Source organism: Lentzea sp. NPDC102401 (genome assembly GCF_044765805.1).
In the GTDB taxonomy this organism is placed as follows: Bacteria; Actinomycetota; Actinomycetes; order Mycobacteriales; family Pseudonocardiaceae; genus Lentzea; species Lentzea sokolovensis.
Genome location: NZ_JBIWKS010000010.1, coordinates 197,128 through 220,640 on the forward strand (window position 1 = coordinate 197,128; position 23,513 = coordinate 220,640).

Below are 23,513 nucleotides of genomic sequence, written 5' to 3' on the forward strand. Positions count from 1 at the left end.
GCAGCCGCGAGTCGAACACGACCTCGCCCGCCGCGACCATGCGCACGGCCTCGACCAGGTCGTCCAGCCGTGCCGACTTGAGGATCAGCCCCGCGCCACCGGCCTCGGCGACGCGCGCGGCGACCGACGCCGTGGCCTCGCCGGTCAGCACCAGCACCTTGGCGCCGGCCCTGACGAACTCAGGGATCAGCGCGGTGCCGTCGCCGTCGGGCAGTCTGCGGTCGAGGAGGACGACGTCTGGCCTCCCGCGGACTACTTCCGCGAGAGCAGTGGCGACACTGGACGCACGGGCGATCACGGTGAACCCGGCCCGTTCCAGAGCCTGCCCGATCGCCTCGGCCACCATGTCGTGGTCCTCCACGAGAACCACACTGGTCATACAGGTCAGCCTACGGCGTAACGGAAATTCCGCGACCGTCCGACCACGAACGGTCGCACCTGGTCGAACACCTCTTCGTGCTGCTTCTCGACGCCCAACTGGGGCGAGATGAGCTTGATGAGATGAGTGGCTTCGGTCTTGAGCGCTCCACCGAGCGGCAGCACGCCGAGGAAGATCTCGGCGCTGGAGTGCGCGGCGGCCTCTCTGGCGTTGTGCAGCGCTTCCAAGGGCAGGTCGCTCAGCAGGACATTGTCGCCCTGGTAGGTGTGCGGCGGCAGCGGTTTGCCGGCGGCCTGCGCGAACGGCTTCGCGCCGAACTCCTCCTTCAGCGTGGGCGCGACACGAAGATGGCTGATGTCGAACGGTTTCGTGCTCGCGAAGGTGATGCGCACGACGTCGCCGAGGGTGGTGAGCGCCGGGGTGACGTGATCCGGCAGGTCCCAGCTGTGGAACGCCTCGAACACCTCGGGTGCGTGCCGGGCCTCGAAGAACATCTCGCCCGCGTGGACCTCGTCGATCGGCAGGAGTTCGAACTGCAGCGCGGTGACGACGTCGCCCACCCTGTCGGTCTGGCGCACGCGCTCGCTCGCGAAGCCGAACTCCCTGGCCAGCACGCTGAATCCGCCGCCGAGGGTGTAGCCGACGACACCGACGTCGCTCGCGTCGCCGCTGAGCGGGGCGAGGCCGTGCGGAGCGGCCTGCTCGATCACCTGCTGCCACACCGCGCCCGCCTCGGCCCTGGCGGTGCTGGTCTCGACGTCGATCTCGACGTTGTTCATGCGCCTGGTGGAGATCAGGACGCCGGTCGTGGCCGTGGTCAGGCCGTGGCCGGTGCTCTGGATCGCGTACTCGTGGCCGCGGGTCTTGGCGTAACCGACGGCTTCTTCGACGTCCTGTGCGTTCTGCACGGCGAAGATCACCTGTGGTTCGTGGCGGAGTCCGGTCTGGAAACCGCTGCGTTCCTCGTCGTAGCCGGTGTCGCCTGGGTAGAAAATCTCCATGTCTCCAGGGTTGCTGGCCTGCTCTTATAAGTCCAAGATCTAGTTATGCTGCGCTCTATAATCGTTGGTTATGGAGCTTCGGCAGCTGGAGTACTTCGTCGCGGTCGTGGAGTCGGGCTCGTTCACGCGGGCGGCGGAACGGGCGCACGTCGCGCAGCCCGGGGTCAGCGCGCAGATCCGGCGGCTGGAGCGGGAGCTCGGGCACGACCTGCTGGACCGGTCGGGGCGCACCGTGACGCTGACCGACGTCGGCGCGGCGGTCCTGCCGTTGGCACGGGCGGCGCTGGGCTCGGTGGAAGCGGCGCGGCGGACCGTGGAGGAGATGGCCGGGCTGGTGCGCGGCGCCGTGCGCGTCGGGATGGTCGTGTCCTGCGGGATCATGGACCTGCCCGAGCTGCTGTCGGCGTTCCACTCGTCGTTCCCCGCCGTCGAGATCACGTTGTCGGAAGCCAACTCCGATGCGCTGATCTCGTCCCTTGTGGACGGTCGACTGGACTTCGCCCTCGTCGGGTACGCGGGACCGGAGCCGGAGGGGTTGTCGGTCCGGGTGCTGGCCGACGAACCGCTCGTGGCCGCGGTCTCCGCGGCGGATCCCTGGTACGGCAGGGAGTCCGTGCCGCTGGACGAGCTGCTGGAGCGCGGGTTGATCAGCCTGCCGCCGGGGACGGGGTTGCGCGGCGCGCTGGACGACGCCTGCGGATCGCGCCGGCCGCGGATCGCGTTCGAGGCCTCCGCACCGGCGATGGTGATCACGCTGGCGCGGCGCGGGCTCGGTCCGGCGATCCTGGCGTCGTCGATGGTGGGTGATCTGCACGCCGTGCGGATCACCGATCCCGTGCCGCACAGCCGGCTCGCCTTCGCGTGGCGCGCGGAGGGTCCGCACAGCCCGGCCGCACGGGCGTTGATCGGACTCGCGAAAAACCAGGTGACAACGAATTAGCCCGCCTGTCACCATCGACGCATGTTTTTGACGGCTGAGCACAACACGTACGCAGGTGTTCCTGCGGACGCGCTCGCCGTTGTCCTGGCACAGCTGGCCGGCGCCCGACTCTGACCCTTCTCCAGTCCATCCTTCAGGACCACTGGAGGAGGGTTGTAGCGGTCCATCGGTTCTGAACCTCCAGCTGCACATCCCGAGGACACAGGGCAATGAAGCAAGAGTTCGTGCGCGCCAAGCCGCACCTCAACATCGGCACCATGGGGCACGTCGACCACGGCAAGACCACGCTGACCGCGGCCATCACCAAGGTTCTGTCCGAAAAGGACCCAACGGGCACGACCTTCACGGCGTTCGACCGGATCGACCGGGCGCCGGAAGAGCTGGCCCGCGGCATCACGATCAACATCGCGCACGTCGAATACGAGACGCCGACGCGTCACTACGCGCACGTCGACATGCCCGGCCACGCCGACTACGTGAAGAACATGATCACGGGGGCGGCGCAGCTGGACGGCGCGATCCTCGTGGTGTCCGCGGAGGACGGAACGATGCCGCAGACGCGCGAACACGTGGTGCTGGCGCACCGCGTGGGCGTGCCGTACGTGGTGGTGGCGCTGAACAAGGCCGACGCGGTGAGCGACCCGGAGCTGCTCGACCTGGTGGAGCTGGAGATCCGCGACCTGCTCTCCCAGTACGGCTTCGACGGCGACGCCACACCGGTCGTGCGGGTGTCCGGCCTGCGCGCGCTGCAGGGCGACCCGGAATGGGTGGAGTCGGTGGTGTCGTTGCTCGACGCCGTGGACTCGCACGTGCCGGTGCCGGAGCGCGACATCTCCGGTCCGTTCCTGATGCCGATCGAGAACGTCCTGACCATCACCGGCCGCGGCACCGTCGTGACCGGCGCGGTGGAGCGGGGCGTGCTCGGCCTCGGCGACCAGGTCGAGGTGCTCGGTCTCGGCGACGCCGTGTCGTCCGTGGCCACCGGCATCGAGACGTTCGGCAAGCCCATGCAGCAGGCCCAGGCGGGGGACAACGCCGCGATCCTGCTGCGCGGGGTGAAGCGCGGCGACGTCCGGCGCGGCCAGGTCCTGGCCCTGCCGGGCAGCGTCGCGCCGCACACCCGGTTCCGCGCGACCGTGTACCTGCTCTCGCACGCCGAGGGCGGCAGGCACACGGGCATCGCGTCGAACTACCGCCCGCAGTTCCACTTCCGCACCGGCGACGTCGTCGGCGTGGTGGAGCTCGACAGGACGCTGGCCCTGCCAGGTGACACCGTCGAGGTCACGGTGGAGCTGGGCAAGGCGGTGGCGATGGACACCGGGCTGGGCTTCGCGATTCGCGAGGGCGGCAAGACCGTGGGTGCCGGCACGGTCGGCGAGATCCTCGTCTGAGGCGGCGGCGACGGCCCGAGAAGGTGGTCGCGCTGCCTTGAAGAGCGCGGCGGGACTTCGCGTCCCGCCGCGCTTTCACGCGTTGAGCAACGCACGGATGTGGGCGTGTTCGGGAACGGGGAGCGAGCGGGCGAGGTAGAGCTCGTCGAGCGGCCGGACGAGTGCGCGCAACTCACGAGCCGGTTTGCCCGGCAGAGCCCGCAGGACGGTCCCCAATGCCGCGCGCCGGGTGACGGGATCGTCCCACTCACAACCAGGGCAGGGGCAGTCGTCGGGCTCGTAGCCTGTGATGGCACGGATGGGACCGTGCACGAACCGAGCCCAGCCGTCGAGAGCTTCGGCTGTCTCGCCAGGTCTCAGGTACGTGCGCTCGATCAGCGCGATCGCGCGCAGGGCAGCAGGAGACATTCGGGAGATCTGGCTGGTCCGCTGCTCGCGGACGGGGCGCCTACGCGGCATGGCCCTTTCTGGTGGTCATGCCGCGATCCTAGCCCGTCACACGTCGAGCAGGGGCACGACTTCCTTGGTCCAGAACTCGAAGAACTCCTGCTGGTTCGGCCCGATCTGCTGCACGTAGACCTCGTCGAACCCGGCCTCGGCGAACTCCCTGATCTTCTCCGCGTACTTCTCGGGGTCCGGGCCGCACGGGATCGCCTTCGAGATCATCTCGGGTGTGACCAACTCCGATGCCTGCTCGAAGTGCTTCGGCGTCGGCAGCACCTGAGCCAGTTCGCCGGGCAGGCCGTCGTTGGGCCACAACCGATGCGCGGTGGCGACCGCGTCCTCCTCGGACTCGGCGTAGCAGACCTTCAGCCCGCTCTGCGCCGGTCCGCGCCCGCCCTCGGCGCGGTACTTCTCGACGAGGTCGCCGGCCGGGCCGACGCTCACGTAGCCGTCGCCGCAGCGTGCCGCGAGCCGCACCGCCTTGGGGCCGAACGCGGAGACGTAGATCGGCACCGGGCGTTCGGGCACGGTGTAGAGGCGGGCGTTCTCCACGGTGTAGTGCTTGCCGTGGTGGGTGACCTCGTCGCCCTGGTGCAGCGTGCGGATGAGGCCGATCGCCTCCTCCAGCATCTCGAGCCGCACGTCGGCGGACGGCCAGCGGTCGCCCAGCACGTGTTCGTTCAGCGCCTCGCCGCTGCCGACGCCGAGCACGAAACGGCCCTCGGTCTGCACGGCCGCGGTGGCGGCGGCCTGCGCGATGACGGCCGGGTGGATGCGAACGATCGGGCACGTCACGGCCGTGGTGATCGGCAACGTGACCGCCTCGGACAGCGCGCCGATCGTGCCCCAGACGAACGGGGACTGGCCCTGTTCGTCGTTCCACGGGTGGAAGTGGTCGGAGATCCACAACGCCTCGAAGCCGTGCTCCTGCGCCATTCGAGCGTTGCGGACCAGGTCGCGCGGTCCGTGTTCTTCTGAGGAAAGGAAATAGCCCGTGATCACGGCAGCAACTCCTGGATCTTGGTCTTGAGGCCGCGCGTCATCAGCTCCCACGCGTCGGGGTCGCCCCGCAGCACGGCCTCGGTCATGTCCTTGATCTGCTCGAACGTCGCGTGCGGCGGGATCGGCGGCACGTTCGGGTCACAGCGCACGTCGAGAACGGTCGAGCCGTCGAACGCGAGCGCCGTCTCCCACGCCGTGCTGAGCTGCGCCGGGTCGTTGACCTCGATGCCCTGCAGGCCGATCGACCGCGCGAAGGTGGCGTACGAGATGTCCGGAAGTGTCTGCGACTCCTCGAACTTCGGCGCGCCGCCCATCGCGCGCAGCTCCCACGTGACCTGGTTGAGGTCGTTGTTGTGGAACACGCAGACGACGCAACGGATGCCGTACCGCCGCAGCGTCAGCAACTCCGCCATGCCGTTCATCTGCATCGCGCCGTCGCCGACCAACGCGATCAACGGCCGGTCCGGCTGGGCGAAGGAGGCGCCGATCGCGTACGGGACCGCGCAGCCCATCGTGGCCAGCGTTCCGGACAGCGAGGACCGCACGTTGCCCCGAATCTTGAGAAGCCGCGCGTACCAGTTCGTCGCCGAACCCGAGTCCGCCGTGACGATCGCGTTGTGCGGCAGGCGTTTCGAGAGCTCGGAGACGATCCGCATCGGGTTGACGGGATCGGCGGGCACCTGCGCCTGCCGTTCCACGACGTCCCACCAACGCTCGACGTTCGCCTCGATCGTCTCCCGCCACGAGCGGTCCTCCTTGCGCTCCAGCAACGGGATCAGCGCGCGCAACGTCGCTCCCGCGTCGCCGACGAGGTTGACCTCGGTCGGGTAGCGCATGCCGATCGCGCGGCCGTCGAGGTCGATCTGCACGCCTCGGGCCGACCCGAACTTCGGCAGGAACTGGGAGTACGGGAAGTTCGATCCGATGATCAGCAACCGGTCGCAGTCGCGCATCATCTCGTACGACGGCCGGGTGCCGAGCAGCCCGATCGACCCGGTCACGTACGGCAGGTCGTCAGGCAGCACGTCCTTGCCCAGCAACGCCTTCGCGACGCCGGCGCCCAGCACCTCGGCGGTCGCGCGCACCTCGTCGGACGCTCCGCGCGCGCCCTGACCGATCAGGATCGCGACCTTCTCGCCGCTGTTCAGCACCTCGGCGGCGCGTCGCACCTCGTCATCAGAGGGCACGACGGTCGACGACGGACGCGACGGCGGGCTCGACGGGATGTACTTGAACTCGTGCTTGGGCGCGGCGTACTCCTGCTCCTGCACGTCGTTCGGGATGATCAGCACGGCGGGCGCGCGATCGGCGGCGGCCGTGCGCATCGCCCGGTCCAGCGCGTTGGGCAGCTGCTCGGGCACCGTCACGTCGACCAGGTACGAGGCGACGTCGCGGAACAACGAGTGCAGGTCGACTTCCTGCTGATAGCTGCCGCCCTGCGCGGTGCGGGCGGTCTGGCCGACGATCGCGACGACCGGCACGTGGTCGAGTTTCGCGTCGTACAGGCCGTTGAGCAGGTGGATCGCGCCGGGCCCTGAGGTCGCGAGGCAGACGCCCACGTCACCGCTGAACTTCGCGAGGCCGACGGCGGCGAACGCGGCCATCTCCTCGTGGCGGGTCTGGATGAACTTCGGGTCGTTGTCCGCCTTGCCGAACGCGGCCACGATCCCGTTGATGCCGTCGCCGGGATACGCGAACACCTGCTTGACACCCCAGTCCCGCAGGCGTTGCACGACGAAGTCGCCGACGGTCATGAAGAGGTCCCTTCCAGCACGTACACCGTGTAGGCGGAGCGGATGATCGGCTGCGCGACGTTGCGGACCCGCACCCCGCCCGGCGTCATGCCCTGCTCGGTGCCGAAGTGCGCGTGGCCGTGCACGGCGAGATCCGTGCCGGTGGCGTCGATGGCCTCGCCGAGCAGGTACGAGCCGAGGAACGGGTAGATCTCCGGCGGTTCGCCGCGCAGCGTGTCCGGCACCGGCGCGTAGTGCGTCAACGCGACCTTGATGTCGGTGTCCAGTTCGGACAGTGCGCTCTCCAGGTTCTCCGCGATCTCGCAGGTGTGCTGGATGAACGCCTTCATCTCGCGCTCGCCGAACGCGCTGCCGCACTTGCCCGCGAAGCCGCCGCCGAACCCCTTCACGCCCGCGACGCCGATCGAGCAGCCGTTCGCCCGATGGGTGAACGTCGTGCCCTCCAGCACGTGGATGCCCTTGTCCTGCAACGTCTTGGTGACTTCGAGCGGTTTGTCGTCGTGGTGGTCGTGGTTGCCCAGGACCGCGACGACGGGCACCGGCAGGTCCGCGAACTCGTCCGCGACCACGGAGGCCTCGACGACCGTGCCGTGCCGGGTCAGGTCACCGGCCAGCAGCAGGATGTCGGCGTGCTCGCCGACCTTCTCCAACGCCGGCCGGAGATGCCCGCGCATGTCCTCGCCGAGGTGGATGTCCCCGACCGCAGCGACTCGGATCATCGCAGGTCCTCCTCACCCTCCGGTTCGCCCGCAGGTGTCACGCGCACGTCGTTGAAGATCGTCAGTTCGGGAGCGGCCTCGTGCAGGACCTCCTCCAGCGCGGCACGGCGGTCCGCGCACGCCACGTCGCCGGAGAGCATCACGTGATCACCGCGCACGGTGACGCGCACGCCGAGCTCGGCCGTGCGCGGGTCCTCGGCCACCGCCCTACGCAGATTTGCTGCCAGGTACTGCTCGGAACTCATGGTCACTCCCGATGATGTCCAGGCGTTCGATGAGGACCAGGAACGCTTCGGCGTAAGGAGAGTTCTTGGTCTCCTCGCGCACTTGTTCCCAGTCGATCTGTTCTCGCAGCGCGCGGGCGAACGGCAGCAGCTCGCTGAAGTCGCAGCGGTGCCCGTCCAGCACGAGCAGCTTGCTGCTCAGCACGAACGTCGCCGGCATGACCGGCAGCATCACCGAGCCGACCGGCATCTCCTCGGCCATCGCGAGGATCTCGTCGGTGACGAGGCGTTCGTTCGGCCGGAAGAGCAGGTCCACCAACGAGTCCCCGTCGTAGACCTTGAGCAGCCAGTCCTCCGGCGGCTCTGCGGCGCGAAGCCCGCGCTTCACCAGCACGCGCACGGCCTCGGTGGCGTCCTCCGGGCGCACCAGAAGATCCACGTCGTGCTCGCTCGCCGGCCCGCCCCGCGCATAGCCCGCGCAACCACCCGTCAGCGCGAAGGGGATCTCCGCGCCACGTAAAGCGTTGGCGACCTTGACCAACGTCCGCAGCAGCTCGTCCTGCAGTCCGCTCATGCACTTCGGGCTACCCGCCGAACTGCGGCGTGAACCTCAGTCCGTGGCGAGCCGCGCGTGGGTCTCGGTGTCGTAGCGGACTCCGTCGTAGAGCAACCGGGCCCGCTCGACGCCTTCCACCGCGTAGCCGGCGGCCGTCGCGACCCGGCAGGAAGCGGGATTGTCCAGGCGATGCGCGATCTCCAGGCGGAACAGGCCGAGCTCGGAGAAGGCGAACTCGCTGACCTCGCGGCAGGCCCTGGTCGCCAGCCCCCTGCCCCGCGCCTCCTCCCGCATCCAGTAGGAGACCCACCCGGTCAGGTGACGGCGCTCGACGCTCGACACGGCGACGTTGCCCACCGGCACGCCCTCGTGCAGCACGGCGAACGTGTACGCGGTGTCGTCGGTGCGGTGGGACGCGAGCAGCGCGATCCACTCCTCGGCTGCGGCCAGCGAGTCGATCTGCGCGGTGAACTGACGGTCCATCATCGGCTCGGCGGACGCGGCCAGGACGATCGGCGCGTCGTCGGGAGTCCAGGGCCGCAGCAGGGTGTCCACCTGTCCACCTTCTGAATTCCGCGGGCCCACTGCAACTCAGAGGGGACCTCAGACGTCAGAAGGACATCCGGGACGAGGAGAGCAGATGGTCATTTTCGGCTGGCGCACGACGATCGAGCAGCTGCGCATGCTGACGCTGGTGTGCGGGCACTGCCACCACCAGTCGGCGCACAACCTGTTCCGCCGCTACACGAAGCCGACGATCTTCTTCATCCCGCTGTTCACCATCAGCAGCAGGTACGGGTTGCAGTGCACGTTCTGCGGAGTCTCCTACGACATCAGCAAGATGCACGCCCATCAGCTGGTCTGACAGGCGGCACAGCCGGGCGCGTGCTCATCGGTGGTGACGCGCCCGCACTCCGGGCAGATCAGCTCGAGAAGACAGGCCGGTTCAGCCTCAGGGACACGAGCGAGGTCCAGACCCAGCCGATCGTCGCGACCACGTAGAGCAGCACCGTCCCGCCGGGGTTCCCCAGGAACGCCATCGGCACCACCAGGAGCACGCCGGTCAGGCCGCTCATCACCGCCAGCCATCCTCCGAGCCTACGCGCGAACACGAAGCACGCCCCGATCCAGCCGATCATCGCGAGCCCGAACGCGACCGCGTGCAGAGCGCCGTGCCAGGACAACGAGGCGGGCGGGCCGTCCGGTGCTCCGGCGGGGAAGCCCATGGCCGGATCGGCGACGAACACCCCGCCGAGGATCATGCCCGCCCCCATCAGGCCGATCAGCCTCGCTCCCCACCTCGCGTGCTTCGCTATGCCGGTGGCCGCGACCAGGAACAACGTGCCGCTCACGATGAAGTTCGCGATCTGGATCCAGCCGAGCGAGCCGAGGCTGAGCATGCTGAACGGGTGCCGCGAGAGGTCGAAGCCCTCGCGGGTGAACGCCTGGGCGTACCCGACGACGAGGTAGAGCGGACCGGCGACGACACCGCAGGCGATGCGGGACATGGGTTCCTCCAGAGGTTCGGTGTGGCGAGAACGGAACCACCGACAAGTTTTTTTGTCAAGACTAGTCCGACTGTCTTGACGAAGAGAATCGTCGGGAGCAGGATGAGACCATCCACGAAGCCAGAGCAGGGAGAACCGATGGGCCACGAGTTCAAGAGCACCGACGAGATCGAGGTGCCTGCGTCCGTCGAGGACGTGTGGACGGCCATCGCGACGGGGCCGGGCATCGACTCGTGGTTCATGGGCCGCAACGAGGTCGCGAACGGCCAGGTCAAGATGGCCTTCGGCGGGTACGAGCCGACGAGCGAGGTCACCGCGGCGGAACCAGGGCGCCACTTCGCGTACGACAGCGGCAAGGCGCCCGACGGCCGGTTCGTCGCCTACGAGTTCCTCGTCGAGGGCCGCGAGCACGGCAGCACCGTGCTGCGGATGGTGACGAGCGGCTTCCTGCCGGGCGACGACTGGGCCGACGAGTTCGAGGCGATGACGCTGGGCGGCGCGCTGTTCCGGCGCACGCTGCTGGAGTACCTGACGCACTTCCCCGGCCGCACGGCCCGTCCGCTCACGGTCTTCGGGCCGATGATCAGCGACTGGGACGAGGCCTGGAAGAAGCTCGACGCGGCGCTGGCCGCCAAGCTCCCGGACGCCGTCGAGTTCCACCGCAACGCCCACAGTCTCGCGCTGCGCACCGACAAGGGCATGTACCGGTTCATGCGCGGGTTCTTCGGTCCGGTCATCGCCGCGCACAACGTCTTCGAGGGCGACGAGTCCGAACAGGACTGGCAGGACTTCCTCGACACCACCTTGGGAGAGCAGAAATGACGCGCTTCACGACTTCCGCCGACGGCACCGAGGTCGCCTACTCGATCACCGGCTCCGGGCCCGCGCTGATCATCGTGGACGGCGCCCTGTGCCACCGCATGTTCGGCCCGAGCACCGAACTGGCCTCGGTGCTGGACAAGAACTTCACGGTCTACACGTACGACCGGCGCGGCCGTGGCGAGACCGGTGACGGCGCGACGCCGTGGTCGGTGCAGCGCGAGGTCGAGGACATCGACGCCGTGATCAGGGAGGCCGGCGGTTCGGCGTTCGTCTTCGGCGTCTCGTCGGGCGCGGTGCTGGCTCTCGAAGCGGCGTCACGGCTGCCGGGCATCTCACGGCTCGCGATCTACGAGGCGCCGTTCGTCGTGGACGGCACGTACAAGCCGCGCCCCGCGGACATCGTGCGGCAGATGAACGACATGCTCGCCCGTGACGACCGCTCCGGCATGCTCTCGGCGTTCATGAAGATGGTCGGCACGCCCGGCATCGGTGTCGCGATCATGAAGCTGACCCCGGTCTGGAAGAAGCTCAAGGTCGTCGCGCACACGCTGCCGTGGGACCTGACGATCCTCGGCGACGACGGCCGCGGCTCGAAGCTGCCGGCGGACCGCTGGACGGTGAAGGTGCCGACCCTCGCGATGGACGGCGGCAAGAGCCCCGAGTACCTCCGCAACGCGATGAAGAACGTCTCGGAAGTGCTCGGGGCGGACACGGAGTACCGGACGCTGCCCGGTCAGACGCACATGTACAAGTCGTCGGTCATGGCGCCGGAACTCGTGGAGTTCTTCTCGCGGGCCCAGCGCACCGCCGGTCCCATCGCGTAACCCGCCACGACGAACAGCCCGCCGACCGCGAGCCACCCGAGTGCTCCCCAGCCGAGCACGACGGTGGTGAGCAGGGCGGGGCCGACCATGCGCGCGACGGCCGTTCCGGTCGCGAAGAAGCCCTGGTACTGGCCCTGCCGGTCGGCGGGCGCGAGGGCGAAGCTGATCTCCCACGTGCCGGAGGCGAGCATCATCTCGCCGAGCACCTGCAGCCCGGCCGCGGCGATCAGCAGTGCCGCCACCGGCCAGGCACCGAAGCTGAACGCCGTGGTGGCGAAGACCGCGCAGGACGCGAACATGATCAGCCCGGAGTGCTTCACGAGCTTCGAGGCCTCACCGAGACCGGTGGCGCGCCGGGCGATCCGGACCTGGAACAGCACGACGGCCGCGGTGTTGAGGACCAGCAACGCGGCCGCGAGCCAGGTCGGCGCCTCGGTGCGCTGCACGATCCACAGCGGGATGATCAGGCTCAGCAGCGGCATGTAGAGCAGCATCACGGCGTTGATCAGCGTGATCAGCGCGTACGGGCGGTCCTTGAGGACGTCGAACTTGCCCTTCGCCCTGGTCATCACGGTCTCCGGCAGCGTGCTCAGCACCACGGCCGCGACGACGAACGCGAGCACGTCCAGCACGAACACTGCCGTGTAGGCGGCCTCGGTGCCCAGGTGCAGCGCGAACCCGCCCGCCGCCGCGCCGATCGCGATGCCCGCGTTCGCCGTGGACTGGATTCGCGCACGGGCCCGCGTGCGTTCCTCCGGGGTGGTGAGGCCCGCGAGCAGTGCCTGCCTGGACGCCTGCAGGCCGCTCTGGAAACTCGCGTACAGGCACATGACCAGCACGAACGCGGCGAAGTTCCGGGTGAGGAGCAGGATCGCGATGCTCGTGGCCGTGGCAGCGGCGAGCACGACGGCGGTGGTGCGCGGGCCCAGGCGGTCGGCGAGATGTCCCAGCGCGACGCCCGCGACGGCTCCGACGCCCCAGGCGAGGGTCAGCGCGAGGCCGACCCGCGCCGCGCTCAGGCCGACGACCTGTGTGAAGTAGAGGGCGGAGACGACGAGGAATCCGCCGTCTCCGATCGAGTTCGTCAGCTGTGCGTACGCGAGTCGCCTGGTCATGTCCTAGACCGTAGGACGGTTATTGGCCCTAGTCGTGGGACAAGAAGACGCTGCGTTTCTGGGCCAATTTGTTCCCGGCCCAGGAGATCACGTAGGCCAGCACGCCGAAGACCACCGCGACGAACACGCAGGTCAGGAGCACTTCGCCGTAGCCGTTCTGCCGCGGATCCATGAACGGGTAGGGGTACCAGCCCACGATCGGGCCCCTGACCAGCGTGTACACCAGGTAGGCGAGTGGGAACGAGAGCCAGATCCACCACCGTTTGGTCTTCTCCGGCGCGAGCAGCCACTCCACGACCACGAGGATCGGGACGACGGTGTGCAGCACCCAGTTCGCGTAGGCGGGCGTCTGCACGTCGATGCCCCGCAGCAGCAGCCAGTACACGATTCCCGTCGTGCCCATGTAGAGCACGGCCGCGCCCCTGATCTGCGGCGACACCGGGTTGAACACGCCGAGCAGCGCCACGACGGCCGCGAAGACGTTCGACAGCACCGTGAAGTAGCTGAAGTGGTTGGCCGGCTGGAACTTGTCGCCCAGCACGACCACCAGGTACACCTCTGCCGAAAGCACCAGCAGGAACACGGCCATCCGGAGCAGCTTGATCACGTGGGGAATTAGAACGCGGTTTCGTCAGGGGTGCATCCGGGCGCCCTTGAAGATCTTGTCGACGGCGTTCTTCTGGCCGTGCACCGCGATCCCGACCAGGTCGAGGTCCTGGGTGTGCACCTTGCGGACGGCCGCGCGGTTGTCCGCGTCGTTGCCGGTGGCGAAGAGGTCGGCGGTGAAGATGCTCATCGGCTGGCTGCGGTTGAGAGCGCGTTCGTGGGCCTTCTTGAGCAGGTCCTGGTCACCTTGCAGGACCACGACGGGCTGGCCGAACATCGGCAGGTAGTGCACGTCGTCCGCGTCGACGTAGGGCTCACCCTTGAGCTCGGCGGGCAGCGCGCTGACGAGGAAGGCGGTGACGTTCAGCGCCTGCCACCCGGCCAGGTCGTCCCGCAGCAGCACAGCGATCTTGGTGTCGAACATGGACTCCACGATCGCGGGCACCCTGGTTCGCGGTCTTGTACGTTTCTGACATGAGCGTCACGGCTTGGCGGCCGGACGTGGAAGGCATCAGGGAGGTCTTCCACGCCTCCTTCACCACGCACGTCTACCCAGCGCACACGCACGACGCGTGGACGTTGATGGTGCTCGACACCGGAGCCGTGCGGTACGAACTGGACCGTCACGAGCACGGTGCGCTCGTGGACGGCGTCACGCTGTTGCCGCCGCACGTGCCTCATGACGGCCGGTCCGCGCACCCGACCGGGTTCCACAAGCGCGTGCTGTACCTGGACGACTCGGTGTTGCCGTCCGACCTGATCGGCAAGGCCGTCGACACGCCGATGCTGCCCGATCCACTGCTGCGCCACCGGGTTCACCAGCTGCACCTGGCGCTGGACGAGCCGTTCGAGGCGGCGAGCAGGCTGGCGTTGATCACCGAACGCCTCACGCACCACTTCGCCGGCACCGCACCCGCCGTGCACGCGGATCCGACGCTCGCCGACCGGTTGCGCCAACTGCTGGACGCCTCGCTGCCGGACGGCATGACCCTGAACGCGGCCGCGCGGGAGTTGCAGACCAGCCCGACCCACCTGGTGCGGGCGTTCAGCCGCCGGTTCGGGTTGCCGCCGCACCGCTACCTGACCGGGCGCAGGGTGGATCTCGCCCGCGGCTATCTGGTCGAGGGACGGCCGGCGGCGGAGGTGGCGGTGCTGGCCGGGTTCCACGACCAGTCGCATCTCACGCGCCACTTTCGCCGTGTCCTGGGTACGAGTCCTGGGCGCTTCGTACGCTGACCCCGTGCACATCGGCATTCTCGGGCCAGTTGAAGCGCACTCTCCCGACGGCAAGATCGCGGTGGGTGGCCCACGGCCGCGCACTCTGCTGGCGCTGCTGGCGATCCGGGTGGGGGAAATCGTCCCGCTCGACCGTTTGGTGGACGAGCTCTACGGCTCCGAACCGCCGGCCGATGCCGCGAACGCCTTGCAGGGCCAGGTCTCGCGCCTGCGCCGGGCGCTCGGGGACACGTCGCTGATCGAGTTCCACCCGGCCGGATACCGCTTGGCTCTGCCCGCCTCCCAGGTCGACGCGCACCGGTTCGCAGCGTTGGCGACGGATGGCCGGACCGCGTTGGAGCAGGGTGATTCGCAGGCGGCGGAATCCCTTTTGTCCGAGGCACTTCAGCTCTGGCGCGGTCCGGCGCTCGCCGATGTTCCGTTGGCGGACCACGCGACCCGTTTGGAAGAGCAGCGCTCCACCGCCTCGGGGTCGCTGATCGCCGCACGGATCAGGCTCGGCAAGGCGGACGTTGCGGAGATCCAGGACCTGGTGCGGCAGCACCCGTTGGACGAACGCCTGCGCGGCTACCTGATGCAGGCGCTGAACCAGCAGGGCCGTCAGGCCGAGGCGTTGCAGGCGTTCGAGGACGCGCGCGCCGTGCTGGCCGACGAGCTGGGCACCGATCCGTCCCCCGAACTGCGCGCCGTGCACCTGCAGGTCCTGCGCGGCCAGACCCACCGCGAGCTTCCCGCCCAGCTCACCAACTTCGTCGGCAGACAGGAGGAACTCGCGCGGATCGCCGCGCTCACCTCCCGTCTCATCACCCTCACCGGTCCCGGCGGCGCGGGCAAGACGAGGCTCGCGCTGCAGGCCGCCGGTCCCGGCGCGATCTTCGTGGACCTGGCGCCGGCCAAGGACGTCGCGGCGGCGGCCCTGCAGGCGTTGGGGCTCAAGGAGACCGTGCTGGAGCCGGAAGACCGCCTGACGCTGGCCCTGCGCGAACGCGACACGTTGCTGATCCTGGACAACTGCGAGCACCTGATCGTCCAGGCCGCCGAACTGGCCGGACGCCTGCTCAGCACGTGCCCGTCGTTGCGCATCCTCGCCACGAGCCGGGAGGCGCTCGGCATCACCGGCGAGACGCTGTGCCCGGTGCCGCCGTTGGACCCCGAGCAGAGCGTGGCGCTGTTCGCCGACCGCGCCCGCCTGGTCAACCCCGCGTTCGTGCGCGACCAGCACACCGTGAACATCTGCCGGGAACTGGACGGCCTCCCGCTCGCGATCGAACTGGCCGCGGCGCGCACCCGCACGTTGACCACCCAGGAGATCGCGGACCGCCTGAACGACCGCTTCCGCCTGCTCACCAAGGGAAACCGCGCCGCCGCGCCCCGGCACCAGACCCTGCGCGCGGTCGTCGAGTGGTCCTGGGACCTGCTGTCCGAGGAGGAACGCGACCTGGCCGCGTGCCTGGCCACGTTCAGCGGCGGGGCGACCCTGGAGGCCGTCGAGGAGGTCTGCCGGCACGACGTCGAGGTGCTGGACGCGTTGGTGGACAAGTCCTTGGTGGAGGCGAACGACGGCCGTTACCGGATGCTGGAGACCATCCGCGAGTTCTGCTCGCAGCACAAGCGCGTCGACGCCGAGCACGCCGCGTACTTCCAGGAGCTGGCCCGCCGGGCGGATCCCGAGCTGCGTCAACGGGATCAGGTGCGGTGGTTCACCCGGCTGACGGCCGAGCACGCGAACCTGATGCAGGCCCTGGAGTGGACCACCTCGTTCGCGCCCGAGCAGGCGTTGCGGCTCGTCAGCGACCTCGCCTGGTACTGGTACCTGAAGGGCAGCCGCACGGAGGTCCGGGGCGCGGCCCGCCTGCTGCTGGACCGGACACCCGAACAGTCCACAGAGGAATACACGGTCCTGCTCGCGTTGGCCGAACCCGAACGCGTGCAGGAGAAGCTCCTGTCGTTGCGCGGCCCGATCAAGCAACCGTTCGTGCTCATCGCCTGGGCCATGCTCAGCGGCCCGCCCGACCCTGCCGCGCCGCGTACCGCGCTCCAGGACGAGATCGAGAGCAGCGAGGACCCGTGGATCCAGGGTCTGATGGGCTTCAGCAACGCCTACACCACCTGGGCCGGCAGCGGCGACCGCGCCGTCGCGATCCAGCAGTCCCGCGAAGCCCTGCGGCACTTCCAGCACCTCGGCGAACGGTGGGGATCAGCCCAGGTCCTGGACGTGCTGGCCACCCTCACCGAGGACCCGGCCGAAGCCCTCGCACTGACGGACCAGGCACTCCAGGCCGTCGCCGAACTGGGCGCCGTCGAGGAGTTGGCCGAGCTGCGGGCCCGGCGCGCGGACCGGTTGCTCGACATCGACCAGGACCAGGCCGAACGCGACTACCTCGAGGCGCTGGAGATGGCGGCGCAGGCAGGGCTGGCCGCCACTCGGGTGCTCGCCAACGCCGGGCTGGCCAAGATCGCCCAGCGCCGGGGAGATCCGGAGCGGGCCGAGGAGCTCCTGCTGGCAGCCCAGCAGGAGCTCGGGTTCGGGTGGATGCACACGGCGGCCAGGCAGCACGTGGACGCGGCGCTCAGTGAACTGTGGCGTACTCGGGAAGCCTGATCGCGGTAGCGGCCCGCAGATCCATCCGTGCGAACACCGGCATCTTCGGCAGCAGCCCGAACATCCGGTCACGAACCCACATCCCGAGCCTGCTGCCTGGCGCGAGGAACGGCCCCGGATTGCCCTGACTGCCGCGGGCGTACGGCCCGATCAGCGCCTCGTACCGGGCGAAGGCGTCGCCTCCCGACGCCATCTCCCCCGCCAGGACGTACGCGGAGACGACCGCGAGCCCGGTTCCCATGCCGCCCAGCGTGGATCCGTATCCGGCGTCACCGATCAACGTGACCCGACCGGAACTCACCGACGGCATGCGCACCTGGCTGATGGAGTCGAAGTAGACACCGGGCGCGACCACCTCGTCCGGCATCAGTTCGGGAGGGACCGGCGACTTGTACATCAGCCACCCCGGCGAGGTCAGCACGCCCGGCGAGCAGGTCAGGTCCCGGTCGTCGCCCTCCGCGTCCCAGATGGCGAAGTAGTAGCCCTGGAACTTCGGCCGGTACTCGGGGAAGACCAGCCGCCGCACGCCGGAGCGCATCCCGTCCGCGCCGATCACGAAGTCGAACCGCCTTGGCGCACCGTGCGCGAACGTCACGTCCACGCCATCACCGTCATCGTGCAGCGATGTGATCCAGTCGCCGAACACGTACGGCACCTGGTCCGCGGAAAGCTCGTACAGCAGGCGTGACAGGTCGCCGCGGAGGATCTCCACGTCCCCGGCGGTGAACGAGGCGGGCAGCCGTGCCCGCTCACGTCCGTCGACGCCGCGGAACACCATGTCCCGCGGCGTGGTCTGCGCGGCCAGCACCGCGTCGAGCACGCCCATCCGCCTGAGCACGGACAGGTGCGCCTCGCCGCGGAAGTCCACGGCCTGGCCACCGTCACGCAACGACGGCGCGCGTTCCACCACCACCGGGGAGAAGCCGAAACGCCTCAGCCAGTACGCGAGTGCGGGCCCGGCGATTCCCGCTCCCGAGATCAGTACGTCCATGCTCGGGATGCAACGCCGGGCCGCTGACCGAACGCTGCCCGTCCGCTGACGAGCCTGCGCCTACGCTCCGCCGATGATCTTCAGCATCTGCGAGATCTGACCCTGCCGGGTGTTGACCACCCGTTCCGCGTAGGCCGTCGTCTCGGGGTTCATGCCTTCCTTCTTCTCGTCGAGCGCCATCTCCACACCGGCGCCCTGGTGCCCCGCCATCAGGTTGAGGAAGACCTGGTCGAACTCGGCCCCGCTCTTGTCCTTGGTCTCGTTGATGACCTTGTCGTCGAGCAGTGGCTGACCGCCGTGGGCGGCGTGCAGGTTGGCGCCGTCGCCTTCCGGCTTGTTCCAGAGCTTCAGCCACGACTTGAGCATCGTGAGCTCCTCGCGTTGCGTCACGTCGATCGCGCCCGCGAGGTCCTTCGCCTCCTTGCTGGTCGCCTTCGCCATCCCCACCTGCGAGAGGCTGATGCCGAGCTGCAGGTGGTCCACCATCATCTGCACGAACATCACGTCCGCGTCGTTGAACCTCGCACTGGCACCCGGAACGGGTGGTGCGGCGGAAGACGCGCCGTGCCCGTGGGCTCCTTGGCCCTCCGGCACGACCGCCTCTCCGCCGCACCCCGCCAGCGCCAGGACCGCGACCGCGATCACCAGGCGCTTCATCGGATCAGATCTTCTCCCACAGTGCCGCCACGTTCGGCGGTTCCCAGCCGGTCAGCGAGGTGTGCGCCTGACGGCAGCGGTAGGTCGAACCGCCGTAGGTGACGGTCTGCCCGGTCGCGTACGACGTGTTCGCCGCCCACATGCCACCGGCGGGCGGCGGCGTCGTGGTGCTGCTGCTCGTCGTGGTGGGCGGAGGAGTGGTCGTCGTGGTGGTGGGCGGCGGAGTCGTGCCTCCACCACCGATGTTGAGGTCGATGCACGAGTAGAACGCGTTGACCGTGTCGCTGATGTTCCAGATCGCGTACAGCTTCTGGCGACCGGAGAATCCGCCGAGGTTGATCGTGTGCGTGGTCGGGTTGTTCGGCTGCTGGTTGTTGCCGGCGACGTAACCGACGCGCGTGCCGCCGATGAAGTACTCGTAGTCGCGCGTGGCGTGCCGGGCGGTGAAGGTCCAGGTCAGCGACAGGGTCTGGCCGGTGTTGGTGACCTTCCAGGGCAGGCTGTCGTTGTCGAGCGGCGCGAACGCACCGTTGTCGCCGCTGCAGTTCTTCTTGCCCTTGACGCCCTCGGCGCTCTGCGGTTCGTACTTCGCCTGACCGCAGAGGTCGACGGAGATGTCTCCCCTGGCGCACTGCGCCGAACGGCTGGCGGGCGACGACACGTAGCCGTGCGCACTGGCCGAACCGACCGGTGTGATGAGCACGATGGCAGGGACAGCGGCGATCAGGAGCGCCGCTTTGCGCATGATTTTCATTCGTCCGAACTCCTTGGATCGTTCCCAAACGGGTGGACCCGTAGGCAGGGGGCGGGAACCGGCAGCGCTTCAGATGCGCTCACCGATCCAGTTTCGGTCTGTGGTCTAGACCATAAACCGGTGTTCAGAAAGTGGTCAAGTAACCACCTGAAGCGAACGAAAAACGCTGCGTACCAACAAGTCCACGCGAGCAAGTGGTCCTATCGCTCCGCCATTCGGGTCACTGGATCAGACCAGTCAGCCCACTGGTACGAACCCCGCACACTGGGTATCCCAGGACATGCGCGAATTCGACGAGCCCAGCAGGGCGGCCGGCCCCGGCGTTGTCGCCGACGGACCCGCAGGTGCCCCGACGGTCCTCGTGATCGATCCAGCCGGAGAAGCCGTCCACAACGAGATTCCCGCGACCTGGCGACCGCTGACCGAACACCTGCGAGTCGTGTGGCTGCGAGTTCCCGCCGCACCGAGCTGGAAGTCCACTGTGGACACCGTGCTGACCAGGCACAGGGACGACACCAGGACGGTGCTCGACGTGGTCGCCAGCGGGCCGATCGCCGCGGATGTCATCGAACTGGTGGCGGCTCACTCGGACCTCGTGCGCTCGGTCCTGCTGGTCGATCCCGAGGTCGCGGTGGACGTGCCGTTCGCCCACGTCATCCACCACACCAACGACACCCCGGCACCGCTTCCGCTGGGCCATCCAGACGTGGTCCAGGGCGTGCTGGCGGCGCTCGAACTCCACCGAACCACTTAGGATCGGAAAGTTTCGCTGAACCGGACACTTCGGCCACCCGTATCCCTCGTCAGGGAACCGCGAGACGGGAGGCTTCATGCGAGCGCGTCTGCTCATCATCGTGCTAGGGCTGGTTGCGCTGACGGGCTGTTCATCGGTCGGAGGCAGCAGCTCCGGCGAACCGGCGGCCAACGAGGCGGACGCGACGTTCTCGTTGCAGATGATCCCGCACCACCACCAGACGATCGAGATCGCCAAGGTCGCCATGACGAAGTCCAAGGACGAGTTCGTCATCAACGTGGCCGACAAGATCGCCAACGCCGAGGCGGGCGAGATCGAACAGATGGCCACCTACCTGCGCAGCTGGAACATCCAGGTACCCGGTAACGACGCCAACACCACGCACAAGATGGCGGGCATGATGACCGTCAAGGACGTCGAGGCGCTGAAGTCCGCCACCGGCAAGCAGTACGACGACCTCTTCCTCGCCACCCTCTCCCGCCACCTCCGCAGTGGCGTCGACATGGCGAAGAACGCCCAGGCCAAGGGCGAGCACATCGGCTCGAAAGCGCTGGCCGGGAAGATCATCGTGTCGCAGACCGAGGTGCTGGACCAGATCGCCGCCAAGCAGAAGTCCTGACACCGCAACAGGACCAGCACGCCACACACACGTCCGCAGCCGTAAAGGCAGTGGGCGTGTCGGTGTGTCCGCAATAGTCTCGCCGCCATGTACCCACAGGTGGAGCCCTACGCCCAGGGCATGCTCGACGTCGGTGACGGCCAGCTCGTTCACTGGGAGGCCAGCGGCAACCCCGCCGGCAAACCGGCGTGCGTGTTCCACGGCGGCCCAGGATCGGGCTCGCATCCCCGATGGCGCGAGGACTTCGACCCGGACCACTGGAACCTGATCCTCTGGGACCAGCGCGGCAGCGGTCAGAGCACCCCGTCGGTCGCGGATCCGGCGACCAGCATGGAGCACAACACCACCCAGCACCTGATCGACGACGCCGAGAAGCTCCGCGACCACCTCGGCATCGAGAAGTGGCTGCTGGCCGGCGGTTCCTGGGGCTCCACCCTGATCCTCGCCTACGCCATCCAGCACCCCGGCAGGGTCAGCGAGATCATCATCCCGGCGGTGACCACCTCCCGCCCCGAGGAGCACGCGTGGATCACCCGCGGCCTCGGCATGTTCTTCCCGGACCACTTCGACGCCTTCCGCAACGGCGTTCCCGAAGAAGATCGCGACGGCAACCTGGCCCTGGCCTACAACAGGCTCCTCAACTCGCCGGACCCGGCGGTCAGGGAGAAGGCCGCCTGGGACTGGAGCAAGTGGGACCTGTCCACGATCACGGGCGGCGACAACGACTTCGAAGGCACGAGGTACGCCGACCCCGTCACGCGCTACCGGCTCGCACGGACCGTGACCCACTACTGGGGCAATGAGGCGTTCATCGAGCCGAACCACATCTTCGACAACCTCGACAGGCTCCAGGGCATCCCCGGCGTGCTCATCCACGGCCGCAACGACTTCGGCGGGCCGCTGCACACCGCGTGGGAGGTGGCGAAGAGGTGGCCGGACGCCGAACTGGTCATCCTGAACGACGCCGGCCACGAGATCATGAACGGCAGCAGCATGGACCAGGCCATCACCGCTGCCATCCAGAAGTTCCGCTAGGGCGCGACAGGTCCGGACCGGTAGAGGTCCTCACCGGCCCAGCGGATCCGGTCCTCGAACCCGAATCCCGGCGCCGCGACGAAGTTCGCCGCGTCGTCCACCGAGCCCGATCCGTCGTACTTGGCGCGCAACGGATACGGGAACACCGGACGGGTGCGCACGACGTTGCCGTCCTGGTCACGGCCTTCGGCGATGATCCGGGACGGCGCCTGGCCGCCTTCGACCCACGACACGAGTGCGCGCAACGGGTCGAAGGTGGTGAGGGTGTCGCCACCGTCGCAGTGCCACATCGACGGCACGACGAAGAGCCTTGCCCAGGAGGGGTTCCTGCCGCCGGTCAGCCGCTGCCAGTAGTCGAGCGTGCCCTCGAACGGGATGCCCTGGTCTCCCGCGCCGTGCCAGATGATGAGCTTGCCGCCGGCCCGCTGGAACGCGCGCAGGTCCAGCGAGAGGGAGTTCGCCTTCACCGTTTCGGGCACCACCCGCCGGAACTCGCGCACGGTGAACTCGAAGGACTCCAGCGACGAGTGCGGCCTGCCGATCGGGTAGACGAGGTGCTTCAGGCCGTTGTCCGCCAGCTCGGCGGCGACTCCCCTGCCCAGGCCCGGTGACGGGTTCAGCCAGAACGTCCACGAGATCTCCGAGCCGTACGGCTGGCCGCCGGGGTAGAGCCGCGTGCCGTGGTCGGACGGGCCGGCGTAGAGGCGGCGGACACGGGCGATCTCGTCGTCGGTCAACTGGCCAGAGAGCGTTCCCGGATCGAACCTGCACAGGCGCGGGTCGTCGATCTGCCCGTCCACCAGTCCGTCCAGGCCGTCGCACGCGTTCATCACCGCGTTGTGCAGCAGGAAGATCTTGTCGTTCGGGATGGTGTTGCGCGCGATCCACGCCTGGTAGCCGATCAGCGCGCCGTAGTACCCGGCGGGCGCGGCCGCGATGATGCCGTCGAAGTCACGCGGATAGCGCTGGGCCAGCAGCAAACCCTCACGGCCGCCGTTGGAGCAGCCGCTGAAGTACGACTTCACCGGTGCCTTGCCGTAGAACACCGAAATGAGGTGCTTGGACACCTTCGACAACGCGTGCGGCGCACGGAAGAAGTAGTCGTCGCGGGCCTTCTGGTCGTTGATGGCCCAGGTGGTGTCGAACGGGTTCTCCGGCGAGACCTGGTGGCCGTCGTCGGTGGCGGCCACCGCGGCGTCACCGAAGGCGGGGCCGCAGCCCGCGGGAAAGGCCGGATCGCCGATGATTCCACAGAATCCGCCACAGCCGTACTGGACATAGCGGCCCTGATAGCCGCGGGCCGGCAGCTTCAGCTGGAAGCCGACGTTCGGTTCGATCGTGCCGCGGACGTCGCAGAACTCCTTGGCGCCACTGACGACCACCGCCGACGTGACGCGAGTGCGAGCGTCCGGCACGTCGAACGACCGCACCAGGTCAGCGCATGATCGCACTGGCCGGAAAGCGGAATCGGCGGCGGCGGGTGCGATCCCCGCCGCCGCCGTTCCCAGAACAACGAGTGATACCAACAACTTGCGGAACATGGCGTCCTTCCCCCTGTAGTCGGACGTACAGAGGGAGTC

At 68.6% G+C, this 23,513-nt stretch carries 26 protein-coding genes and 1 pseudogene; 10 read left to right on the forward strand and 17 right to left on the reverse strand.

Annotated elements, in window-relative coordinates; all coding sequences use genetic code 11:
- Positions 1–100: 100 nt before the first annotated feature.
- Both ACIRG5_RS31405 and ACIRG5_RS31410 read right to left on the reverse strand, forming a co-directional pair.
- Positions 101–379, reverse strand: a pseudogene (locus ACIRG5_RS31405) (response regulator); the annotation flags it as partial.
- 5 nt (positions 380–384) lie between these two features.
- Positions 385–1,380, reverse strand: a complete 996-nt coding sequence (locus tag ACIRG5_RS31410; protein ID WP_402911301.1) for an FAD-dependent oxidoreductase — start codon at positions 1,378–1,380, stop codon at positions 385–387.
- Positions 1,381–1,450: 70 nt separating this feature from the next.
- On the opposite strand from ACIRG5_RS31410, the gene ACIRG5_RS31415 reads away from it, so the two are divergent.
- Together ACIRG5_RS31415 and tuf are read left to right on the forward strand one after the other, a co-directional pair.
- A complete protein-coding gene (locus ACIRG5_RS31415; RefSeq protein WP_402911304.1) occupies positions 1,451–2,320 on the forward strand; it encodes a LysR family transcriptional regulator in 870 nt (289 codons plus the stop codon).
- 209 nt (positions 2,321–2,529) lie between these two features.
- Positions 2,530–3,711 (forward strand): elongation factor Tu, encoded by a 1,182-nt coding sequence (tuf, locus tag ACIRG5_RS31420; protein ID WP_402911307.1) that lies wholly within the window; start codon positions 2,530–2,532, stop codon positions 3,709–3,711.
- A gap of 75 nt (positions 3,712–3,786) precedes the next feature.
- On the opposite strand, the gene ACIRG5_RS31425 is transcribed toward tuf, so the two are convergent.
- From ACIRG5_RS31425 to ACIRG5_RS31455, 7 genes are all read right to left on the reverse strand, one after another.
- Entirely contained in the window at positions 3,787–4,119 is a 333-nt protein-coding gene (locus ACIRG5_RS31425; protein WP_402911310.1) for a hypothetical protein, read from the reverse strand.
- 87 nt (positions 4,120–4,206) lie between these two features.
- A complete protein-coding gene (locus ACIRG5_RS31430; RefSeq protein WP_402911313.1) occupies positions 4,207–5,157 on the reverse strand; it encodes a TIGR03557 family F420-dependent LLM class oxidoreductase in 951 nt (316 codons plus the stop codon).
- Positions 5,154–6,911, reverse strand: coding sequence for a thiamine pyrophosphate-requiring protein (locus tag ACIRG5_RS31435; protein WP_402911316.1), 1,758 nt, complete (start codon positions 6,909–6,911; stop codon positions 5,154–5,156). Before ACIRG5_RS31435 ends, ACIRG5_RS31430 begins: the two co-directional genes overlap by 4 nt.
- Entirely contained in the window at positions 6,908–7,630 is a 723-nt protein-coding gene (locus ACIRG5_RS31440) for a metallophosphoesterase (RefSeq protein ID WP_402911318.1), read from the reverse strand. The genes ACIRG5_RS31435 and ACIRG5_RS31440 overlap by 4 nt, the downstream gene beginning before the upstream one ends.
- Positions 7,627–7,875, reverse strand: a complete 249-nt coding sequence (locus tag ACIRG5_RS31445) for a BON domain-containing protein (RefSeq protein ID WP_093592439.1) — start codon at positions 7,873–7,875, stop codon at positions 7,627–7,629. The genes ACIRG5_RS31440 and ACIRG5_RS31445 overlap by 4 nt, the downstream gene beginning before the upstream one ends.
- Positions 7,838–8,428: a nucleotidyltransferase family protein gene (locus tag ACIRG5_RS31450; RefSeq protein WP_402911321.1), complete on the reverse strand. Its 591-nt coding sequence runs from the start codon at positions 8,426–8,428 to the stop codon at positions 7,838–7,840. Before ACIRG5_RS31450 ends, ACIRG5_RS31445 begins: the two co-directional genes overlap by 38 nt.
- Before the next feature lie 36 nt (positions 8,429–8,464).
- Entirely contained in the window at positions 8,465–8,965 is a 501-nt protein-coding gene (locus tag ACIRG5_RS31455) for a GNAT family N-acetyltransferase (protein WP_402911324.1), read from the reverse strand.
- An 85-nt stretch (positions 8,966–9,050) separates the two neighbouring features.
- Between ACIRG5_RS31455 and ACIRG5_RS31460 the strand changes: the two genes are divergently transcribed.
- Complete coding sequence (locus ACIRG5_RS31460; RefSeq protein ID WP_319966184.1) at positions 9,051–9,275, forward strand: zinc-ribbon domain-containing protein; 225 nt, start codon at positions 9,051–9,053, stop codon at positions 9,273–9,275.
- Between the two features lie 58 nt (positions 9,276–9,333).
- On the opposite strand, the gene ACIRG5_RS31465 is transcribed toward ACIRG5_RS31460, so the two are convergent.
- Positions 9,334–9,918: a DUF998 domain-containing protein gene (locus ACIRG5_RS31465; protein ID WP_402911328.1), complete on the reverse strand. Its 585-nt coding sequence runs from the start codon at positions 9,916–9,918 to the stop codon at positions 9,334–9,336.
- A 138-nt stretch (positions 9,919–10,056) separates the two neighbouring features.
- Here ACIRG5_RS31465 and ACIRG5_RS31470 point away from each other — a divergent pair, with 138 nt between their 5' ends.
- On the forward strand, positions 10,057–10,740 hold the full coding sequence (locus ACIRG5_RS31470) for an SRPBCC domain-containing protein (RefSeq protein WP_402911331.1): 684 nt from the start codon (positions 10,057–10,059) through the stop codon (positions 10,738–10,740).
- Positions 10,737–11,564, forward strand: a complete 828-nt coding sequence (locus ACIRG5_RS31475; protein WP_402911334.1) for an alpha/beta fold hydrolase — start codon at positions 10,737–10,739, stop codon at positions 11,562–11,564. The genes ACIRG5_RS31470 and ACIRG5_RS31475 overlap by 4 nt, the downstream gene beginning before the upstream one ends.
- Here the strand turns inward: ACIRG5_RS31475 and ACIRG5_RS31480 are convergent.
- The 3 genes from ACIRG5_RS31480 to ACIRG5_RS31490 are packed head-to-tail and all read right to left on the reverse strand — an operon-like array spanning position 11,474 to position 13,709.
- Positions 11,474–12,679: an MFS transporter gene (locus tag ACIRG5_RS31480; RefSeq protein ID WP_402911337.1), complete on the reverse strand. Its 1,206-nt coding sequence runs from the start codon at positions 12,677–12,679 to the stop codon at positions 11,474–11,476. The genes ACIRG5_RS31475 and ACIRG5_RS31480 overlap by 91 nt on opposite strands.
- A gap of 28 nt (positions 12,680–12,707) precedes the next feature.
- Complete coding sequence (locus ACIRG5_RS31485) at positions 12,708–13,286, reverse strand: Pr6Pr family membrane protein (RefSeq protein WP_402911340.1); 579 nt, start codon at positions 13,284–13,286, stop codon at positions 12,708–12,710.
- A 24-nt stretch (positions 13,287–13,310) separates the two neighbouring features.
- On the reverse strand, positions 13,311–13,709 hold the full coding sequence (locus tag ACIRG5_RS31490) for a DUF2000 family protein (protein ID WP_402911343.1): 399 nt from the start codon (positions 13,707–13,709) through the stop codon (positions 13,311–13,313).
- Positions 13,710–13,759: 50 nt separating this feature from the next.
- Between ACIRG5_RS31490 and ACIRG5_RS31495 the strand changes: the two genes are divergently transcribed.
- A complete protein-coding gene (locus tag ACIRG5_RS31495) occupies positions 13,760–14,521 on the forward strand; it encodes an AraC family transcriptional regulator (RefSeq protein WP_402911346.1) in 762 nt (253 codons plus the stop codon).
- Between the two features lie 4 nt (positions 14,522–14,525).
- Positions 14,526–17,123: a BTAD domain-containing putative transcriptional regulator gene (locus ACIRG5_RS31500; RefSeq protein ID WP_402911349.1), complete on the forward strand. Its 2,598-nt coding sequence runs from the start codon at positions 14,526–14,528 to the stop codon at positions 17,121–17,123.
- On the opposite strand, the gene ACIRG5_RS31505 is transcribed toward ACIRG5_RS31500, so the two are convergent.
- The 3 genes from ACIRG5_RS31505 to ACIRG5_RS31515 are packed head-to-tail and all read right to left on the reverse strand — an operon-like array spanning position 17,092 to position 19,525.
- Positions 17,092–18,114 (reverse strand): FAD-dependent monooxygenase, encoded by a 1,023-nt coding sequence (locus ACIRG5_RS31505; RefSeq protein WP_402911352.1) that lies wholly within the window; start codon positions 18,112–18,114, stop codon positions 17,092–17,094. The two genes, ACIRG5_RS31500 and ACIRG5_RS31505, sit on opposite strands and share 32 nt — an antisense overlap.
- Before the next feature lie 60 nt (positions 18,115–18,174).
- Entirely contained in the window at positions 18,175–18,771 is a 597-nt protein-coding gene (locus ACIRG5_RS31510) for a DUF305 domain-containing protein (protein ID WP_402911354.1), read from the reverse strand.
- Between the two features lie 4 nt (positions 18,772–18,775).
- Complete coding sequence (locus ACIRG5_RS31515) at positions 18,776–19,525, reverse strand: lytic polysaccharide monooxygenase (protein WP_402911356.1); 750 nt, start codon at positions 19,523–19,525, stop codon at positions 18,776–18,778.
- Positions 19,526–19,805: 280 nt separating this feature from the next.
- Here ACIRG5_RS31515 and ACIRG5_RS31520 point away from each other — a divergent pair, with 280 nt between their 5' ends.
- The 3 genes from ACIRG5_RS31520 to pip all read left to right on the forward strand — a co-directional run bounded on the left by ACIRG5_RS31520 (position 19,806) and on the right by pip (position 21,933).
- Complete coding sequence (locus ACIRG5_RS31520) at positions 19,806–20,279, forward strand: hypothetical protein (RefSeq protein ID WP_330272759.1); 474 nt, start codon at positions 19,806–19,808, stop codon at positions 20,277–20,279.
- A gap of 76 nt (positions 20,280–20,355) precedes the next feature.
- On the forward strand, positions 20,356–20,898 hold the full coding sequence (locus ACIRG5_RS31525; protein ID WP_402911359.1) for a DUF305 domain-containing protein: 543 nt from the start codon (positions 20,356–20,358) through the stop codon (positions 20,896–20,898).
- 87 nt (positions 20,899–20,985) lie between these two features.
- The gene (pip, locus tag ACIRG5_RS31530; RefSeq protein WP_402911362.1) at positions 20,986–21,933 is read left to right on the forward strand and encodes a prolyl aminopeptidase; all 948 of its coding nucleotides are present in this window, start codon (positions 20,986–20,988) and stop codon (positions 21,931–21,933) included.
- Here the strand turns inward: pip and ACIRG5_RS31535 are convergent.
- Positions 21,930–23,363 (reverse strand): tannase/feruloyl esterase family alpha/beta hydrolase, encoded by a 1,434-nt coding sequence (locus ACIRG5_RS31535; RefSeq protein ID WP_402911365.1) that lies wholly within the window; start codon positions 23,361–23,363, stop codon positions 21,930–21,932. The two genes, pip and ACIRG5_RS31535, sit on opposite strands and share 4 nt — an antisense overlap.
- Positions 23,364–23,513 lie beyond the last annotated feature (150 nt).